This window comes from Micromonospora sonchi, from assembly GCF_014646235.1.
Taxonomy (GTDB): domain Bacteria; phylum Actinomycetota; class Actinomycetes; order Mycobacteriales; family Micromonosporaceae; genus Micromonospora; species Micromonospora sonchi.
In genome coordinates this window covers 119846-135501 of record NZ_BMNB01000013.1, presented here as the reverse complement: position 1 = coordinate 135501, position 15656 = coordinate 119846, and the positions used below count along the sequence as shown (strand labels likewise).

Annotated in this window: 13 protein-coding genes; 8 read left to right on the top strand and 5 right to left on the bottom strand. The window is 71.6% G+C overall.

Features of this window, described 5'->3' with window-relative positions; all coding sequences use genetic code 11:
- Positions 1–13: 13 nt before the first annotated feature.
- The gene (locus IEY61_RS16080; protein ID WP_189045029.1) at positions 14–1399 is read left to right on the top strand and encodes an MFS transporter; all 1386 of its coding nucleotides are present in this window, start codon (positions 14–16) and stop codon (positions 1397–1399) included.
- Positions 1400–1416: 17 nt separating this feature from the next.
- On the opposite strand, the gene IEY61_RS16075 is transcribed toward IEY61_RS16080, so the two are convergent.
- On the bottom strand, positions 1417–1659 hold the full coding sequence (locus IEY61_RS16075) for a mycoredoxin (RefSeq protein ID WP_189045027.1): 243 nt from the start codon (positions 1657–1659) through the stop codon (positions 1417–1419).
- A 93-nt stretch (positions 1660–1752) separates the two neighbouring features.
- Here IEY61_RS16075 and IEY61_RS16070 point away from each other — a divergent pair, with 93 nt between their 5' ends.
- The 3 genes from IEY61_RS16070 to IEY61_RS16060 all read left to right on the top strand — a co-directional run bounded on the left by IEY61_RS16070 (position 1753) and on the right by IEY61_RS16060 (position 4869).
- Complete coding sequence (locus IEY61_RS16070; RefSeq protein ID WP_189045025.1) at positions 1753–3945, top strand: ATP-dependent DNA helicase UvrD2; 2193 nt, start codon at positions 1753–1755, stop codon at positions 3943–3945.
- Between the two features lie 139 nt (positions 3946–4084).
- On the top strand, positions 4085–4372 hold the full coding sequence (locus IEY61_RS16065; RefSeq protein ID WP_189045023.1) for a hypothetical protein: 288 nt from the start codon (positions 4085–4087) through the stop codon (positions 4370–4372).
- Positions 4373–4503: 131 nt separating this feature from the next.
- The gene (locus IEY61_RS16060; protein WP_189045021.1) at positions 4504–4869 is read left to right on the top strand and encodes a WhiB family transcriptional regulator; all 366 of its coding nucleotides are present in this window, start codon (positions 4504–4506) and stop codon (positions 4867–4869) included.
- Between the two features lie 403 nt (positions 4870–5272).
- Here the strand turns inward: IEY61_RS16060 and IEY61_RS16055 are convergent, their stop codons facing one another.
- The 3 genes from IEY61_RS16055 to IEY61_RS16045 all read right to left on the bottom strand — a co-directional run bounded on the left by IEY61_RS16055 (position 5273) and on the right by IEY61_RS16045 (position 8171).
- On the bottom strand, positions 5273–6601 hold the full coding sequence (locus IEY61_RS16055; RefSeq protein ID WP_189045019.1) for an ABC1 kinase family protein: 1329 nt from the start codon (positions 6599–6601) through the stop codon (positions 5273–5275).
- A 10-nt stretch (positions 6602–6611) separates the two neighbouring features.
- Positions 6612–7724, bottom strand: coding sequence for a TOMM precursor leader peptide-binding protein (locus IEY61_RS16050; protein ID WP_189045017.1), 1113 nt, complete (start codon positions 7722–7724; stop codon positions 6612–6614).
- A gap of 279 nt (positions 7725–8003) precedes the next feature.
- Positions 8004–8171 (bottom strand): DUF5679 domain-containing protein, encoded by a 168-nt coding sequence (locus IEY61_RS16045; protein WP_189045015.1) that lies wholly within the window; start codon positions 8169–8171, stop codon positions 8004–8006.
- Between the two features lie 527 nt (positions 8172–8698).
- Between IEY61_RS16045 and IEY61_RS16040 the strand changes: the two genes are divergently transcribed.
- Both IEY61_RS16040 and IEY61_RS16035 read left to right on the top strand, forming a co-directional pair.
- Positions 8699–9220, top strand: coding sequence for a M48 metallopeptidase family protein (locus IEY61_RS16040; RefSeq protein WP_189045013.1), 522 nt, complete (start codon positions 8699–8701; stop codon positions 9218–9220).
- An 83-nt stretch (positions 9221–9303) separates the two neighbouring features.
- The gene (locus IEY61_RS16035) at positions 9304–9954 is read left to right on the top strand and encodes a hypothetical protein (RefSeq protein WP_189045011.1); all 651 of its coding nucleotides are present in this window, start codon (positions 9304–9306) and stop codon (positions 9952–9954) included.
- A 14-nt stretch (positions 9955–9968) separates the two neighbouring features.
- On the opposite strand, the gene IEY61_RS16030 is transcribed toward IEY61_RS16035, so the two are convergent.
- Positions 9969–11198 (bottom strand): zinc-dependent metalloprotease, encoded by a 1230-nt coding sequence (locus IEY61_RS16030; RefSeq protein ID WP_373293163.1) that lies wholly within the window; start codon positions 11196–11198, stop codon positions 9969–9971.
- A gap of 239 nt (positions 11199–11437) precedes the next feature.
- On the opposite strand from IEY61_RS16030, the gene IEY61_RS16025 reads away from it, so the two are divergent.
- Complete coding sequence (locus tag IEY61_RS16025) at positions 11438–12451, top strand: YlbL family protein (RefSeq protein WP_189045006.1); 1014 nt, start codon at positions 11438–11440, stop codon at positions 12449–12451.
- Between the two features lie 151 nt (positions 12452–12602).
- The gene (locus IEY61_RS16020; protein ID WP_189045004.1) at positions 12603–15602 is read left to right on the top strand and encodes a UPF0182 family membrane protein; all 3000 of its coding nucleotides are present in this window, start codon (positions 12603–12605) and stop codon (positions 15600–15602) included.
- Positions 15603–15656 lie beyond the last annotated feature (54 nt).

The following is a 15656-nucleotide window of genomic DNA, read 5'->3' as shown; positions in this document are numbered from 1 at the left end:
CCCGGAGGGATCAATGCGCACCGTCCTGAGTCGCCCGGACTTCCGCCTGCTCCTGGGCGGACTGCTGGCCAGCATGGCCGCCGAGTCGATCCTGCTGCTGGCGCTCGCCATCTGGGTGAAGGACCTGACCGGATCGGACGGGCTCGCCGGTGCCACCATCTTCGTGATCCTCGCGCCGAGGACGCTCGCGCCGCTGGTCGGCTGGTTCGTCGACCGGTACCCCCGACGCCCGTTCTTCGTGGCCACCAACCTGGCGATGGCGCTGCTGCTCACTCCGCTCTTCGCGGTACGGGACGCCGGCGACATGTGGATCATCTACGGGGTCGCCGCCCTCTACGGCCTGTCGAATCTCACGGTCAGCGCGGTGCTCAGTCGGCTGGTCCGGGAACTGGTGCCGTCCGACCTGCTCGGTGAGGCGAACGGGCTGCTGCAGACGGTCCGCCAGGGGCTACGGCTGGTCGGTCCGCTGGCCGGTGCCGGGCTCTACGCGGTCCTTGGCGGCTGGATGCTGGCCGCCGTGGGAATGGTCGGCTTCCTGACCGCCGCCGCGGTGGTCGGTACGCTGCGGCCGGCCGAATCGCCCGTCATCCCGGCCGGCGGCCTCTCCCCGGCCGATCGCGTCTCCCCGGCTGGCGGCGTCACCCTGGCCGGCGGTGCCGCGCCGGGGCGACGCTGGCCGAGGGAGCTGATCGCCGGGCTCCGCCACCTCACCCGTGAGCCGGCGCTGCGGCGGGCGTTGGTCGGCTACGGACTCGGCTCGTTGGTGATGGGCTTCACCGAGTCGCTGATCTTCGCGTACGTCGATCGGGGGCTCGGCCGGGACGCGGCGTTCGTCGGCGTGCTGGTCACCGTGCAGGGCGTCGGCGGTCTGGTCGGTGGTCTCTGCTCCGCCGCGGTGCTGCGTCGGGTCGGCGAGTTGGGCACACTGGGTGCCGGTGTCGCGTTCTTCGGGCCCGCCGCGCTGGTGCTGGCGTACCCGAATCTGTGGCTCGGCTTCGCCGCGGTGCTGCTGGCGGGCGTGTCGCTGCCGCTGACCCTGGTCGGGCTGCACACGCTGGTCCAGCGCCGGACCCCGCCCGAACTGCTCGGCCGGGTCGCGGCGGCCTCCGAGGCCGTGATCCGGTGTCCGCAGGCGATCTCGGTCGGGATGGGTGCCCTGGTCGTCGGCGTGCTCGACTACCGGCTGATCTTCGCGCTGGTCGGGCTGGCCACCCTGGTCGCCGGCGGCTACCTCTGGCGCGGCCGAAGGCTGAGCCCCCCACCCTCCGCGGGTCTGCCGCTCCCAGCGAACCCCCCACACCCGCCCTCGGCCCCCCGTCTGCCCGCTCCCCGCCGCTCGGCCGACCATGAAGTTGTCGCCGCGGCGGGCAGTAACCTCATGAGCGACCGGGAGAAGTGACGGGGGCGGGGAGAGGGCTAGCTGGCGAGGGCGGCCAGGTGCTGCTTGACCTGGGTGATGGACGGGTTGGTCAGCGCGCTGCCATCGGCGAAGCGCAGCGTGGGGACGGTCTGGTTGCCGCCGTTGATCTTCATGACGAAATCGGCGGCCGCCGGATCCTGCTCGATGTCGACCACCTGGTAGGCGATCCCCTCCCGGTCGAGCTGCGACTTCAGCCGATGGCAGTAGCCGCACCAGGGAGTGGAATACATGGTCAGCATGATGGGATCCTCCAAGGTCCACGCCCGGCTGCTTGCCGATCAAGCCCAGGCTAACTGCTGCAACGTCCACGGCAGCTGAGACAATTCCCCGCTGTGGTGGACAACTCCGCATCCGTTCGCGTGCTCGCCGGGCTCGATCCGGAGCAACGCTCGGCGGTGACCGCCCCCGCCGGACCGGTCTGCGTGCTTGCCGGCGCCGGCACCGGCAAGACCCGGGCGGTGACGTCCCGGATCGCGCACCGGTCGCTGACCGGCGAGATCTCCGCCCGGCACGTGCTCGCGGTCACGTTCACCGCCCGGGCCGCAGCGGAGCTGCGCCACCGACTCGCGTCGCTCGGCGTGGCCGGCGTGCAGGCGCGTACCTTCCACGCCGCGGCGCTGCGCCAGATGCGCTACTTCGCGCCCAGGTTGCTCGACGGGCGGGCCCTGCCCGAGCTGCTGGACAGCAAGGTCCGGCTGGTCACCCTGGCCGCGGCCCGGGCCGGCCTGCGGGCCGACCGGACCGCGGCCAGGGACCTCGCCGGCGAGATCGAGTGGGCCAAGTCGTCCCTGGTCGAGCCGGGGGAGTACGCGGTGGCCGCGGCCAAGGCACTGCGGGAGACCCCGTACGAGCCGGCGAAGGTCGCCGAGGTCTTCGCCGCCTACGAGAAACTCAAACGGTCCGGCGGAGTGATCGACTTCGAGGACGTGCTGCGCGCCGCGGTCTGGGGCATCGAGGAGCACCCGGACGTCGCCGAGCAGGTCCGCAACCAGTACCGGCACTTCGTCGTCGACGAGTACCAGGACGTCAACCCGTTGCAGCAGCGGCTGCTGGACGCCTGGTTGGGCGGCCGGGACGACGTGACCGTGGTCGGCGACGCCAGCCAGACGATCTACTCGTTCACCGGGGCGACCTCGTCGTACCTGGTGGACTTCCCCCGCCGGTACCGCAACGCCACCGTGGTCCGGTTGGTCCGCGACTACCGGTCCACCCCGCAGGTGGTCGGGCTGGCCAACGCCGTCATCTCGCAGGCGCGGGGGACCGAGGCGCGGCTGCGGCTGGAACTGGTCGGCCAGCGCCCGGCCGGCCCCGAACCGGAACGGCGGATCTTCACCGACGAGCCGGCCGAGGCGAACGCGGTCGCTGCCCGCTGCCGCGCACTGATCGACGCGGGCACGCCGGCCCGCGAGATCGCGGTCCTGTTCCGCACCAACGCCCAGTCCGAGGCGTACGAGAAGGCGCTCGGCGAGGCCGGCGTGCCGTACGTGGTGCAGGGCGCTGAGCGGTTCTTCGAACGCACCGAGGTACGTCAGGCGATGGTGGCGCTACGCGCTGCCACCCGGGCGGTCGACGGCGGGCGTGGCGCCGGCCCCGCCGAGCTGGAGTCGTCGCCCGGGGGGATCCCGCTGCGGGCGGCCGTGGTCGAGGCGCTCGCCGCCGTCGGCTGGGCGCCGGACGCGCCCCCGCCCGGCGGGGCCGCCCGCGAGCGGTGGGAGGCGTTGGCCGCGCTGGTCCAGCTCGCCGAGGAGTACGCGGCCAACCCGCCGCTTCTGCCGCTCGGCGCGGCGGCGACGGTGCAGCGTCCGGTCACGCTGACCGACTTCACCGACGAGCTCGCCCGGCGGGCGGCCCAGCAGCACGTGCCGACCGTGGAGGGGGTGACCTTGGCATCCCTGCACTCCGCGAAGGGGCTGGAGTGGGACGCGGTGTTCCTGGTCGGCCTCGCCGAGGGGACCCTGCCCACCACGTACGCGCGCACCGCGGAGCAGGTCGAGGAGGAGCGCCGGCTGCTCTACGTCGGCATCACCCGGGCCCGTCAGTGGCTCTGGCTGTCGTACGCCTCGGCGCGCTCGCCGGGTGGGCGGGCCCGCCGGCCGTGCCGTTTCCTGCCCCAGCTCGCACCCTCCGGAGGGGGCGAGCGGGCCCGCGGCGGGTCTGCGGTGGTCCGCCCGCAGCGGCGGGCCAACCGGATCATCTCCTGCCGGATCTGTGGCACCACCCTGCTGGCCGGGCCGGACCGCAAGCTCGGCCGCTGCGCCACCTGTCCCTCCGACATGGACGACGAGTTGCACGAGCGGCTGCGCGAGTGGCGGTCCCGGGTGGCGGAGGCGCAGAGGGTGCCCGCGTACGTCGTCTTCACCGACGCCACGCTGGTGGCGCTGGCCGAGCGTCGACCGGATCGGACGGAGGAACTTGTCGCGATCGCCGGTATCGGGCCGCGCAAGCTGGGCCTGTATGGGGAAGCGGTACTGGCTCTGGTGAGGGGCGCGGCGGTCGATGAGATCTGCCCAGAGAAAAGTTTCTGAATCTCACCGTTAATTCGTTTGCCCTCGCGCTGCGGACGGGCATAGCCTCAGGACACACCTCGGGAGGGGGCCCTGTTCGGGCTGCTCACGAGGGATGTGTCCGAGTCGATCGCGAGTGAACGTCAAGGAGGTGGCACCGATGGAGAGCTACGTCTACCAGCGTCCGACGGCGCTGCCCGTTGCCGTCGCTCCGCTGTCGGCTGCCCTGACTGTCGCCGTCGCTCCGCTGTCGGTCCGTCGGGTTAACGTCGCCGCCGCGCGACCGTGGGCTCCGCAGGCGCACCGGGTCGAGGTTCAGGCCGAGCTGATCCTTGCATCCACGCCGACGGAGATCCAGGGGACCAGTGGCTTCACGGGCAAGGGCGCCGATGGCGCCAAGAAGCGGATGGACGTCCGCGGTGTTCCACCTCGAGGTAGACCGGTCTGACCCATAGACCACCGGCTCACCTCGAGGCCGCGGAACCCGCAAACCGGGATCCGCGGCCTCAGTTTTTTTTGCACCGAAGTACGTCGGACCAGCGATCCACGAGATCGAAGTGAGAGAGAGGTGACCGGGAGATGAGTCTGGCCCTGGCCCCGCTCGACCCAAGGGTCGAGGTGGAGATGAGCCTGCCCTGCCGGAAGTTCGACCCCGACCTGTGGTTCTCCGACTCGCCCACCGAGCTGGAACTGGCCAAGTCGCTCTGCGGGGACTGCCCGCTGCGCGTCGAGTGCCTCGCCGGCGCGGTCGAGCGGGCCGAGCCCTGGGGCGTCTGGGGCGGCGAGATCTTCGAGCGTGGCGCGGTCGTTCCGCGCAAGCGGCCCCGTGGCCGCCCGCGCAAGGAGGACCTCGCCCGTGACGCCGCGCTGCGGGTCGAGGCCGAGGCGCGGCTGGCGGCCAACGGCCTCGCCGCGTCGCGTAGCGCCGTCCGGCTGGCTGCCTGACATGTTCCCGATCCGGACCAACCCCGCCGGTGCCACACCGGCAACGAGAGAGCTGATCACCATGCTGCACCTTCCGAACGGAGTCGCCGAGATGTACCTACTCCAAGAAGCGTTGTCGAGGGCTCGAATGCTCCGGCCTCAGGCCGGTCGCACCACCACGAGCACTGAGGCAACCCGATCCGCCCGAACCGTCGCCATGGCCGGCCGCGCCCGGTCTGCCCGCGAGTTGGGCGTTCTGTAAGCAACACCGCACCGCGGGCGGGGACCATCCGGTCCCCGCCCGCCCCCATGTGCAAGGAAGGGCCCCTTATCAACGCCTCGTGCATTGAAGGGGCCCCTTCTTAACACCCGATCCGGCGGCGCGTGCGGGGGGGGCGGGCGGGGAGGCGGCGCTCGGCGACGGTCAGCTGACCGGGGCGAAGCCGGGCAGCCAGCGTTCCAGGATGCCGCGGTACGGTGCCTTGGCCTCCAGCTGACACAGCACGCCGATCGAGCCGAGCGTCACCCGGTGGATGAGCAGGTACGACGGCGGGAGGTTGAGCTGCCGGCTGAACTGGTACGCCGGTGAGCGGGGACTCGCCAGCCGGGCGGCCTCGGCGCGCAGCCAGGCCCGGGTGAACCGGAACTCCTCGGCGGCGACCGGTTCGAGCATCGGGCGCAGGAAATCCAGCAGCGCCTGAGCGTCGACCGGCTCGTCGGTGCTGACGAACCCCTCGGCTCGCAGGCCGGCCATCACCTCGGCGGCGTCACCGCGCAGGGCCAGCCCGGCGATCCGGCCGATCGGTTCCGGCGTGCCTTCCGGCATCCGGGCCACCGCGCCGAAGTCGATCACGCCGAGCCGGCCGTCGGGAAGCAGTCGGAAGTTGCCCGGGTGCGGATCGGCGTGCAGCAGCCCTGCCCGAGCCGGCGCCGACAGGTGCAGGGTGGCCATCAACCGGCCTGCCTCGTTGCGTTGTTGCTCGCTGCCGTCGCGAATGATGTCGGCCAGCGGGATGCCCTCGACCCACTCGGTGACCAGGACCCGGGGCGAGGCGGAGAACACCGCTGGCACGTAGATCTCCGGATCGTCGGCGTAGGCGGCGGCGAAGGCGCGCTGCGACTCTGCCTCCAGCTCGTAGTCCAGTTCCTCGGTGATGCGTTCCCGCAGTTCGGACAGGAGCGGTTTGACATCGAGCCCTGGCTGGATGGCCCGGAACATGCCGCCGAGCCGGGAGAGCTGCTTGAGGTCGGCGAGCAGGGCGTCGCCGGCGCCGGGATATTGGATCTTGACAGCCACGTCCCGGTCGGTGCCGTCCGGCATCCGCCACACCGCGCGGTGCACCTGGCCGATGCTGGCCGCCGCTGCGGGAGAGTCGTCGAAGCTCACGAACCGGTCCCGCCAGGCAGGGCCCAACTGGCTGGCCAGCACCTTGTGCACGCTGGCGACGGGCAGCGGCGGCGCGGCCTCCTGAAGCTTGGTCAGGGCCTGCCGGTAGGGCGCGGCGACCTCCTCCGGCAGGGCGGCCTCGAAGACCGACAGCGCCTGACCGAACTTCATCGCCCCACCCTTGAGCTGGCCGAGGACGCTGAACAGTTGCTCGGCGGTGCGCTGCTGGATCTCCGCGGAGATCACGTCGGAAGCGAGCCCGGTGACGCGCTTACCCATGCCGAGGACGGTCCGGCCGGCGAAGCCGAGCGGCAGAGCGGCGAGCTTGACGGTGCGGGACATGGCCCGGCGCGGGATGTCGGTCACGTGGTCATTGTTACCGACTCGGCGTGCCTGCTGCTGCCGTGCGGCGGGGCCGGGTGTACGGCACCGCCGAACCACCGCAGTTGCAGCGGGGATGCGGCGGCCAGTGGCGACGCCGAAAGGTGCCCGCGGCGACGACCTCGACCGCGCCGCCGAGGGCCTCCGGAGTGCCACCGTCCAGGTGGCTGAGCGCCTCGGTCACCGCGCACGCGGTGGCCGCCAGTAGCGTGCTCACCGCGCAGTTCGGGGTGCTCGGTGCGCTGGCGAGTTGGGCGGCGAGCGCCGGCCAGCCGGGATCCCGGTCGGCCCGGTGCAGGTCGAGGCAGTGCAGGCAGGGACCGGCCGGTGGGCGGACCAACGGTCCGATCACCGGGACGCCCTCCCGGACGTCAACCAGCAGGTGTGGTTGACGCCGCTGGGCGTATCCCACGGCCAGCAGCGCGGCGGGCCGGTCGGTGCCGAGCAGGATCACCAGCTCAGGCCGGTGCCGGCGCAGCGAACCGGTGCCGGTGCCGGGCGCCGTTCGAGCCACCGCGGCCCGGGCCACCTCACCGAGCGGACGCCCGATCTCGTCGGCGGCGATGCCGGTGCCGATCAGGTCGACCGGGCGGACCGGCCCGGGCAGGTCGGGACGGACATGGCCGACGCCGGCCTGGGCCAGCGCCACCGCGATGGCGGCGCCGAACGGTCCGGCGCCGGTGACCGCCACCCGGGCCGTCAGCCGGCGCCGGAGCACCTGGGCCGGAGTGCCTGGAAGCCGGGCGGCGACGAGCGCCAGCGCGCCGGCCTCGGCGGTGAGTCGAGCGCGCCGTGGGCCGGCGAGGTCCCGGGGCAGAAGGGTGTACGCGGGCACCACCAGCCCGGCGCTGCGCAGGGCGTCGAGCAGGGCACGGGCGTGCCCCGCGGAAACTCCCGTCCGGGTCGCCCCGGTCAGTACCTCCCGTTCACTGCGGGTGCCGTCGAGCAGGTCCAGCAGCCGGGCGGCGCGTGGATCGGCGACCTCGACCAGGACGGCCCGCTCCTGACCGAGGCCGAGTTGGAGGGTGTGCCGGTCGCGCCAGAGTCGGCTCAAGCCGGGCAGCAGCGTGGGGCGGGGGGACGCCGGGCGTTGTGTGGATGACTGCATGGCACGAACCGTGACCGATCCCATGCTGTCCGTCGATCGTTGTCCACAGGTGGGCGGGCCCAGATTCAGGGCTGTCCACAGGATTTGACGAGATATCCACAACCAGCCGGTAACTGTGTCGGCTGTCCGACAGTGCCGAGAAGCCGGGTCCGCGTCCGGCGGCGCGGGGAAGCTGAGGGCACGTCCGGCGGCGCGGGGAAGCTGAGGGCGCGTCCGGCAGTGGGCGGAAACGAGGCGGGGGCGGCGCCCCGGCCACCCCCGCCTCGTCGGACGCGAACGTCAGACCTTCGCCTTGCCCAGGATGCGGTTCACTGTTGTGCCGCACACCGGACATTTTCCCTTGGCCATGTTCATGCCGGTCTTCGAAACCTCGACACGGCCTTCGAAGTCCCGCTTCTCCTTGCACTTGACGCAGTAACCGTTGTAGGTCTGGCCCTGGTCGGCCACGGTGTGCCTCCTCGTCTTGTCCGCCGGTCGGTACCGGTCCGGCGTGTTCCCGGCGGCGGTCGCTACCGCGTCCGGCGCTGGGTTTGCCGTGGTCACCCACGTGACCACTGGTTGGCGGACCCTACCCAGGTGCGGGCGGTTCCATGTCAGCTGTGCTTTGCCACTGTGAGCAAGGCGACGTCGAGAGTGTGCACGCCGAATCGGCCCAGATCAGCCAGTTTGGCGGGGACACGCCGACCGAGGGCCGGTAAATACGCTGGTAGTGGGCTTGAACCCGGAGGGAACCCCGATGATGGGCGGGCGATGATGATCAATTACCGTACGCCCTGGCGGCGGTGTGACACTTCACCAGTCAACACGAAGGGTGATCGTGACGCCGCGTGGCGCTCCGGCAAGAATTTTTTCGGGATTCCTAGCGACCAATCTCCATTTTTCGGGCGCAGGTCGGGGGTTGACCCTTGCGGATCGCTGGCCAATCTGCATTAGCTTGCCAACGTGACAGCAAACCGAGGCTGCGCGGTCCACTGATGGCTGGTCCGCGGAAGCCGGTCGTCGAGGTACGGCGCAGCCAGCGCCGACGCCGAACGGTGTCCGCCTACCGCGACGGTGAGCGAGTCGTCGTCCTCATCCCGGACCAGTTCTCCCGGGCCGAGGAGAGCGAGTGGGTTGATCGGATGCTCGCCCGGCTCGCCGCCCGGGAGGGGCGCCTGGCCCGCTCCGACGCGGGACTGCTGGACCGGGCCGCCCGGCTGATCAAGCTCTATCTGACCGATTACGGCGACCAGGTGGTGCCGGCCAGCGTCCGGTGGGTGAGCAACCAGAACGGTCGGTGGGGTTCCTGCACCCCTGCGGACCGGTCGATCCGGCTGTCGCATCGGATCCAGGACATGCCGGACTGGGTGATCGACTACGTGCTGTTGCACGAACTCGCCCATCTCATCGTGCCCAGCCACAACGACCAGTTCTGGGCCCTGGTGGGCAGGTACCCGAAGACCGAACGCGCCCGGGGCTACCTGGAGGGCGTGGCCGCGGTCTCCGGCACGCCCTGAGCGGGGCCCGCACACCGGGCGGCCCGCACACCGGCGGCCCGCACACCGGCGGCCCGGGTACCCGGCGGGCGTAGGGTCGACGGATGGTCGTACGTGTGGTGGTGGCGCTGCTCGCGCCGGTCCGCTGGGCGCCGCCCGGCGTCGACCCGCTTCAGTGGCGAACGGCGCTCGCCGAGGACGTGGTGGACATGCTCACCATGCTCAACCAGGTGGACACCGCGGTGGCGGTCACCCCGGCCGACCGCTGGCTGGCCGACGCGGTCATCTGGCCCGGCATGACCGTCCACGAGGTGCCCGAACCCACCCCGAACGCCGTGTTCGCCGCGCTGGCCGGCGACGCCGACGGGGCGGATCGCCCGCCAGCGCGCGAGGGCCGGTACGAGCAGGCCGCCGTCATCGCCGGGGACGCGCCGGACCTGCCCGGTCTCACCGTGGGAAAGCTGCTGCGCCCGCTGACCAGCCGACCGGTCGCGCTCGCCCCGGTCGAGGGCGGCGTGCCGGGGCTGCTGGGGGTGGCGGCCCGGCTGCCCGTACCACCGTGGCTGCCGGCGCTGGAGATGGACGGTGCGCTGCCCGCCGCCGTGCGCGCGGCGGCGCCCCGCCCGGGTGACCTGGCGGTGACGCCGTCCTGGCACCGGCTGCGCGGCCCAGCGGACCTGGCCCGGCTCGACCCGGCACTCGGCGGGTGGGAGAACACCCGGGCCCTGCTCTCCGGGGCCCGCCAGGGCGAGTGATCCGCCGGCCCGGGTCAGGGGCGGTGCTCGTCGCCGTCGCTGTCGTCCCGCCGCTCCGGCTCGCCCGGAGTCTTCTCCTCCGGCCCGCCGGGGGCGGAGAAATCGAAGTTCTCCAGCTCGGTCATCAGGTCGACGTCGGCCATCGCGAAGGCCACCGGGTCGGCGAAGTCGTCGTCGGAGGGCAGCAGGTCCGGATGCCCCCACAGCGCGTCCCGTCCGGCGATGCCCCGGTGCTCGGTGAGCGCTGCCCAGAGCGCGGCGGCTTCCCGCAGCCGGCGGGGGCGCAGTTCCAGGCCGACCAGCGCGGCGAAGGTCTGTTCGGCCGGGCCACCGGCCGCCCGGCGGCGACGGAACGCCTCACCCAACGCCACCACGTTCGGCAGCCGGCCGGCCGCCGCGCCGTCGACCACGTGGCAGACCCAGCCCTCCACCAGGGCGAGGGCGGTCTCCAACCGGGCCAGCGACGCCTTCTGCGTCGGGCTGTCCTCCGGGGTGAAGATGCCCTCCAGGGCGATGGCCTGCATCGACTCCGGGTCGGTGGGGTCGACCCGGCCCATCGCCTCCTCGATCGCCTCCCGGTTCACCCGGATGCCGGCGGCGTACGTCTCCACGGCGTTGAGCACGTGCCCGCGCAGCCACGGCACGTGCTCGAACAGTCGTTGATGCGCTGCCTCCCGCAGGGCCACGTAGAGGCGTACCTCGTCCTCCGGCAGCTCCAGGCCCTCGCCGTAGCCGCGGATGTTGGCCGGGATCAGCGCGGCCGTGCCGGCCGGGCCGAGCGGCAGGCCGATGTCGCCGGCGGAGAGCACCTCCGCGGCCAGCGAACCGAGCGCCTGGCCGAGCTGGCCGCCGAAGAGCGCGCCGCCGAGGGTGGCCACCATCGACTGCATCGGACCGAGCTGCGCCCGCGCCTCCGGCGGCACCAGGTCGGCCATCGCGCCGACCATCCGGCTGGCCACCGGGTCGCAGAGCTTGCGCCAGACGTCGAGGGTCTTGAAGATCCACTCGTTGCGGTTCCAGGCCAGCGCGGTCCGGATGCCCGAGGGCAGGGCGGAGGCCGGCTCCAACCAGAGGTCGGCGATCCGCAGCGCCTCCTCCACCGAGTTGCGCTCGTACGGCGAGACCGCCGGGTCGCCCACCGCGGCGAGCTGGCTGGCCGCGACCTGGCGGGCGAGGTCCCAGTTGACCGGCCCGCTTCCCGGCGCGGAGAGCAGGTGCTGCAACTGCGACATGAACTGCTGCATCTGCGCGGGGTCGTTGGGGTCGGGCGGCTGCCCACCCGGTAGCGCGAAACCGAACGGAATATCAGGCACGATGTCTACGGTACGCGGACGGCCACAGTTCGGCCTTCGCGCCGCGAGACGGCGCTGCGGCCGGAGCGAAGGTCGACCGCTCCCCAGATGGCGTACGCCGTCGTTGCGCTGAAGGGGGTAGTCGTCGTGCCGCCCGGGGCCTTCCTGCCCGAATCGGTACGCTCTGCCGCATGAGACGTCGCGGTGTGACCGTCCTGCTCGGTGCTCTGCTCACCACTCTGCTGAGCATCGGGGTGCTCGGCGCGCCCGTCCCGTACGTCGTGCTCGGTCCCGGTCCGACCGTCGACACCCTCGGGCAGGAGGACGGCAAGGAGGTGATCCAGGTCACCGGCCGGGAGACCTCCACCTCCGCCGGCCAACTGCGGCTGACCACGGTCGGGGTGCAGCCCAGCGTCAAGCTGCGCTCGGCGATCCAGGGCTGGCTCTCCGACGAGCAGGCCGTGGTGCCGCGCGAGCTGGTCTACCCGCCGGGGGAGACCCGGGAGGAGGTCGAGCAGCGCAACGCCGAGGACTTCCAGGTCTCGCAGACCAGCGCGGAGACCGCCGCGCTGCGGGAGTTGGGGTACGAGGTGCAGGTCGTGGTCAAGACGGTGGCCGCCGACGGTCCGGCGTCCGGCGTGCTCCAACCGGGCGACGTGGTGACCTCGGTGGACGGGGAGCCGGCGCCGCTCGCGTCCCGACTGACCGAACTGATCCGGGCGAAACCGGCGGGCACGGCGCTGCGGATCGGATACACCCGCGACGGCGCCATCCGCACCGGCACGATCACCAGCCGCGAACAGGACGGCCGGCCCCGCATCGGCATCGAGATCGAGCAGCAGCAGCCGCACCCGTTCACCCTCTCCTTCGACCTCAAGGACATCGGTGGCCCCAGCGCGGGTCTGATGTTCGCCCTGGGCATCATCGACAAGCTGACCCCGGAGGACCTCACCGGTGGCCGGGTCATCGCGGGCACCGGGACCATCGACGACCTCGGTCGGGTCGGCCCGATCGGCGGCATCCCGCAGAAGCTGGTCGGGGCGAAGCAGGCCGGCGCCACGGTCTTCCTGGTGCCGGCCGCCAACTGCGCCGAGGCGGTCCGCAACCGGCAGCCCGACCTACCGTTGGTGAAGGTGGGATCGCTGGACGAGGCGCTGGCCGCGTTGGCGACGCTGCGCTCCGGCGGCGAGCCGAACAGCTGCTGAAACCCGGGGTTGGCCGGCGGGCCGTAGGGTCGGGGCACGGCCCGGGCCCGGAGGTGCCGCGACACCTTGCGCAGACGCTTTCAGAAACACCCCGTACTCTGGGTGCCTGGTCGGAGCCGATCATATCGAGCGTGCGGAGCCAACAGTGGTCATGCGTAGCAGCAGCCCCCTGCCCAGGATGAGCCGACGCGGACGCGTCACGATCGGTGTCCTGATCGGGGTGTTCGTCCTGTTCACCCTACTCGGTTGGGGTGTTCAGGCCTGGACGGACTGGCTCTGGTTCTCCGAGGTCGACTACACCGAGGTCTTCCGCGGGGTGCTCGTCACCCGGTTGCTGCTCTTCCTGGCCGCCGCGCTGGCGATGACGGCGATCGTGGGCGGCAACCTCTGGCTCGCGCAACGGCTCCGCCCCCGCCACCGGCCGCACTCGCCCGAACAGGCGACCCTGGAGCGTTACCGGATGCTGCTCGGCCCCCGGCTCGGGCTGTGGATCACGGCGGCCGCCGCGATCGTCGGTCTCTTCGCCGGGCTGTCGGCGCAGAGCCGCTGGAACCAGTGGCTGCTCTTCCTGAACGGCGGCGACTTCGGCGTCGACGACCCGGAGTTCGGCGTCGACGTCGGTTTCTACGTATTCCAGTTGCCGTTCTGGCGGTTCCTGCTCGGCCTCGGCTTCACCGCCGTCGTCCTGGCCCTGATCGGCTCGCTGGCCATGCACTACCTCTTCGGCGGGGTGCGCCTGCAGGGCGTGGGTGACCGGATGAGCAACGCCGCCCGAGCTCACCTGAGCTCGCTGGTCGCGGTCTTCGTCCTGCTCAAGGCGGTCGCGTACGTGCTGGACCGGCGCTCGATGCTGCTGGACTTCAACGACGGGGTGAACGTCTACGGCGCCGGGTACGCCGACATCAACGCGCTGCTGCCGGCCAAGGAGATCCTCGCCTACATCTCCGTGGTGGTGGCGATCGCGATCATCGTCTTCTCCAACGCCTGGATGCGGAACCTGGTCTGGCCGGGCATCTCCCTGGCGCTGCTCGGCGTCTCCGCGGTGGCGATCGGCGGGATCTACCCCTGGGCGGTGCAGACCTTCGAGGTCAAGCCCAGCGCCCGGGACAAGGAGGCGACGTACATCCAGCGCAGCATCGACGCCACCCGCGCGTCGTTCGGCCTGGAGACCGCGCAGAGATCGGCGTACACGGCCGGCAGTCTGACCCCGTCGGAGAACCTGGCCACCGACACCTCGGTGGTGCCGAACGTCCGGCTGCTCGACCCGCAGCTGGTCAGCGAGACCTACACCCAGCTCCAGCAGGTCCGTGGCTTCTACGACTTCGGCCCGAAGCTCGACGTCGACCGGTACACGGTCGACGGCAAGACCCAGGACTACGTCGTCGGCGTACGCGAGATCAACTACGGCAGGCTGACCCCTCAGCAGAGCAACTGGATCAACCGGCACACCGTCTACACCCACGGGTACGGGGTGGTGGCGGCCCCCGCCAACCAGGCGGTCTGCGGTGGTCAGCCGTTCTTCGTTTCCGGCTTCCTCGGGGAGCGGGCGCAGGAGTCCTGCTCCTCGCCCACCGACCAGATCCCGGCGAGCCAGCCCCGGATCTACTACGGCGAGCGGATGCAGGACGGCGACTACGCCATCGTCGGCAAGCCCAACCAGGACGCCAACCCGGCGGAGTTCGACCGGCCGGCTGGTGAGAGCGGCGAGGGGCGCGAGTCGTACTACACCTACACCGGTTCCGGCGGCGTCGAGATCGGGTCGTTCACCCGGCGACTGCTCTACGCGATCAAGGAGCAGGAGGCGAACTTCCTGCTCTCCGAGGCGGTCAACGAGAACTCCAAGCTGCTCTACGTGCGAAACCCGCGCGACCGGGTGGAGAAGGTCGCTCCGTTCCTGACCCTGGACGGCGACCCGTACCCGGCGGTGGTGGACGGCCGCGTGCAGTGGATCGTGGACGGCTACACCACCGCGGCCACCTATCCCTACGCTGAGCGGGTCAACCTCCAGCAGGAGACCACTGACGAGCTGACCGGCCGGGGCACCATCCAGCTCGCCCGGGAGAACGTCAACTACATCCGCAACTCGGTCAAGGCGACCGTCGACGCGTACGACGGCACGGTCACCCTCTACGAGTTCGACGAGAACGACCCGGTGCTCAAGGCATGGAACAAGGCCTTCGGCGGCGACCTGATCAAGCCGCGGGCGGAGATTCCGGCTGCGCTGGCCGACCACTTCCGTTACCCGGCCGACCTGTTCAAGGTGCAGCGCAACCTGCTGACCCGATTCCACGTCACCGACCCCGGTGACTTCTACTCGGGTCAGGACTTCTGGCAGGTGCCGAACGTGCCGGACGCGCCGGACAGCGGAGTGATGCAGCCGCCGTACTACCTCTACACCGAGTTCCCCGAGCAGGCGGCGCCGCGCTTCCAGCTGACCAGTGCGGTCACCCCGAGGGGCCGGCAGAACCTCGCCGCGCTGATCTCCGGGTCGTACCAGGACGGGCGGCCCATGTTGCAGGTGCTGGAGCTGCCGGACCAGACCGCGATCTCCGGGCCGGTGCAGGTGCACCAGCGGATGACCAACACCAACGCGACCATCCGGCAGCAGCTGAACCTGCTCTCCTCCAACCAGGCCCAGGTGCAGTACGGCAACCTCCTCTCCCTGCCGTTCGGCAACGGCATGCTCTACGTGGAGCCGGTCTACGTGAAGAGCAACCAGCAGGACGCGTACCCGCTGCTCCAGAAGGTGCTGATGTCGTACGGCGACGGCGGCTCCTATGTCGTACTGGCCGACAACGTGGCCGACGGCATCAAGCAACTCGTCGATCAGGGCAAGCGGGCCGCCGCCGGTAACCCGCCGCCGGCGGCGGAGGAACCGCCGGCCGACGGTCCGAAACCATCGGCCAGCCCGTCGGCCTCGCCGCCGGCGGATGACGCGCCGCCACTCACCGGTGAGCTGGCGGTGGCCGCGAACCAGGTACAGGCCGCGATCACGGAGGTGCGGGCCGCGCAGGCGTCCGGCGACTTCGAGCGGTACGGTCGCGCGCTGAAGGCGTTGGACGAGGCGCTCACCGCGTTCCAGCGCGCACAGCAGGCGGCCGGGGGTACGGCGACCCCGGCACCGACCGGCAGCCCGTCGTCGAGCGGCTGACGCTCGACCGAACAGGGCCCGCGGTCCGGCGACCTTTGGTCGCCCGCCGCGGGC